Origin of the sequence: Xenorhabdus griffiniae (assembly GCF_015163655.1) — a bacterium.
Classification (GTDB): Bacteria; Pseudomonadota; Gammaproteobacteria; order Enterobacterales; family Enterobacteriaceae; genus Xenorhabdus; species Xenorhabdus griffiniae.
The window spans coordinates 1-2,492 of record NZ_JADEUF010000215.1 but is presented as its reverse complement, the minus strand read 5'-3'; the positions used below and the strand labels follow the sequence as shown (position 1 = coordinate 2,492).

General features: G+C 34.6%; 3 protein-coding genes. 1 reads left to right on the top strand and 2 read right to left on the bottom strand.

Annotated elements, in window-relative coordinates; translation table 11 throughout:
• Positions 1-353: 353 nt before the first annotated feature.
• Positions 354-476: a hypothetical protein gene (locus tag IQ211_RS19955; protein WP_262985594.1), complete on the bottom strand. Its 123-nt coding sequence runs from the start codon at positions 474-476 to the stop codon at positions 354-356.
• A 731-nt stretch (positions 477-1,207) separates the two neighbouring features.
• Between IQ211_RS19955 and IQ211_RS18865 the strand changes: the two genes are divergently transcribed.
• Positions 1,208-1,744, top strand: coding sequence for a hypothetical protein (locus IQ211_RS18865; protein ID WP_223281671.1), 537 nt, complete (start codon positions 1,208-1,210; stop codon positions 1,742-1,744).
• A gap of 61 nt (positions 1,745-1,805) precedes the next feature.
• Here IQ211_RS18865 and IQ211_RS18860 read toward each other — a convergent pair whose 3' ends face one another.
• The gene (locus IQ211_RS18860; RefSeq protein WP_189759357.1) at positions 1,806-2,165 is read right to left on the bottom strand and encodes a DUF1090 family protein; all 360 of its coding nucleotides are present in this window, start codon (positions 2,163-2,165) and stop codon (positions 1,806-1,808) included.
• Between the last annotated feature and the right edge of the window lie 327 nt (positions 2,166-2,492).

The window sequence follows — 2,492 nt, the reverse complement described above, 5'->3', positions numbered from 1 at the left end:
TACCGATTCGGTTTGTTGACAAAATCGACATTTCACTTCTACCGTTGCCATCTGATTTCCTGAAAAAGTGAGGAGTATACATGAGAAACAACAAATTGAATACGTGACCCTCATTTAGAGTGATTGGTGACTCAGAGATATCAGGAAGAATCTCAGATGATATTGAAATTATTGCAAAAGATATGATTTTAAGTACTCAAAATAGTTGGCCTATTAACTATCTTTGGAAATCATATATACAAGGAAAGTTCCCAGTATAACTAGAAATATTCTGTGATTTGCCGAAAAAGCCGGAAAGATCCCCATGATCTTCCGACTTTCTTCTGTTTTTAAGAGCTGCTTAATCCCTGCCCTTAGTTGCTTTTATAGTCGTCAAACAGTTCCCGCATTTTCAGCTTAATCTCACTGAGCTGATCTTGCTGGCGCTGGTACTGTTGTTTAATGGTACGGGTGTCGTCAGTATCAGGAATCAGCACCAGACAGCCGTCCATAATCTTGAAGATGAAAGAGAGACGACTTTATCATTTTGGTGGAATTATGTTGATGGCAATGATGGAATTAGAAAATTTAAAGATAAGCCACTTTTTAATAGCGCGATTAGCTATCTGCTTTTTGCCACAGGGCATGTAAGGTATGTGAATGCAAAAGCATACTGATATGTATAAGTTGCCAGTATTTCCTTTCTCTTTCTGATTATTTCTTAATGTAACAAATCAGACACACGTGATCGTCCTAAAACTATCATAAAATCACGTTAGCAACTATTTGTCTGGTTTATTATTTGCTTACCATGTTTTTCTATTTGAAATCAAAAAAAACGCGGGTACAATTACATTACTTTTTAGTCATCCAGAGTGTCCCTGTATAGCTCTCTTGATGCTAAAGATTCGGAGTAAGCATCTATTTTTATCTTGTAAACCACACTCAAGATACCAAATAGCAATTGTATAACAATCGCTTGTAAGTAATAAGTGATGTTGAATTGTCTCCACAATTCAGGATTTATCCTCATAATTCTAAAAATATCAGACTGTTGTTGGAAAGGCAGAATGGCGTGTTTTTGCCTGGATTTATCAGTGCCGTTATGCACGATGTTGCGATAAAAATGAAGTTGTAAAGTTCAGAAGGAATAATATCAATTACTTGATTTTAAAGGTTAATATTCCAAGACCGTTTTCTCATATCAAATTTGATTATGAAGGGGGGAATGATGTTTTTCCGTGGTGTCAACAAAAGTAATATGATTATTTTTTCGTTAATACTGGGAATTGCTATTTTATTTTTGTCTTTCGAAAACAGCAGATTAGGGATTATTGCTTACGCCGATAAGCATTGCCAGAGAAATACAACCTGTTTGATTGATATGAATAAAATTATTCCTTTTGACTGGGATAAAATGTATATCATCGACAAGGGTATCGCACCGGAGGATATTGAAAAAATTATCGGGGCAAAGTTTAATGATGAAACCAGCCTTTTTTATAAAATTATTTTTGTCAGAGATCAGAAGGTGGTTTATTCAGATGAGTATCATCCACCACATGAGTCTTATATGAAAAAATTTATTAAGCCTAATTTTCACTATCCTTATGAAAGAAAAGGAAATTATTTTAGTCATTACGCTATTTCTAAAGATAATTCCATTCTTTCAGTGAAAATTGAAAATGAACCACTGATGAGTGATAAAATTTATTACAATATCTTCCCTTCTAATGCCCAGCAAGTTAAAGGGAGAGAGCTATAACTCCATTAGATGAAAAATAAATACAGGCCATGTTTTGTACGTGGCCTGCACTTTTTTATGTCTATTTTTTGCCTTTAGAAAGGGGGCGAGATTGACTTTTGCGACTTGGCTGTTTCAATGGCGGTGAACGATTCTTGTTAGCTGAATCCCTGGTTGTACTATTTTTCGCATTGTCTTTCCCTGTTTCTGGCTGATCGTTTTGTTTTTGCAAAAGTTCTTCCAGAGCACATGTCGTCTTTATGTTTTCTAAAGTGCGAGTTAATCCTTTTATCAGACGCTTATCGTTATCTGCTTGAGCATACTGGAGCTGTTTTTCCAACGTTTTTTTCTTAATTTCACATCCCGTTTTACCCCGGTTTGCATAGGCAACACTCATATTGAAAACGATCAATACAGATAAGATCACTGTTTTCGACATCATGAATTATTCCTAAGATTTTGAGGTTACTTATCTGAAATTTTATACACTGATCTTGCTTTGATCCTGAAAACTTCCTCCCTAAATAGCGTTTCAAAATGATAGGAGTATTCCTTACCCGGCTCGCCGCGCGGAGTAGTGATGCGATATTTTGTGTGTGTTGTATTTTAAGTGTAGGTTATTGTTTGTTTTTAAATAGATATTTAAGGAGTTATGATTGAGGTTTTTAAATAGGCCATTGGAAAGATTTCCTATAATTTAAAGAGTTTTTATCTTAATTTTAAAATATAAAAGTTAAAATGCTAAGAGGTAACATAAATATCAAAAAAC

Excerpts from the sequence above, each read along its gene's own strand:
- IQ211_RS18865 (WP_223281671.1), top strand. The coding sequence starts at position 1,208 with ATGATGTTTTTCCGTGGTGTCAACAAAAGTAATATGATTATTTTTTCG.
- IQ211_RS18860 (WP_189759357.1), bottom strand. The coding sequence starts at position 2,165 with ATGATGTCGAAAACAGTGATCTTATCTGTATTGATCGTTTTCAATATG.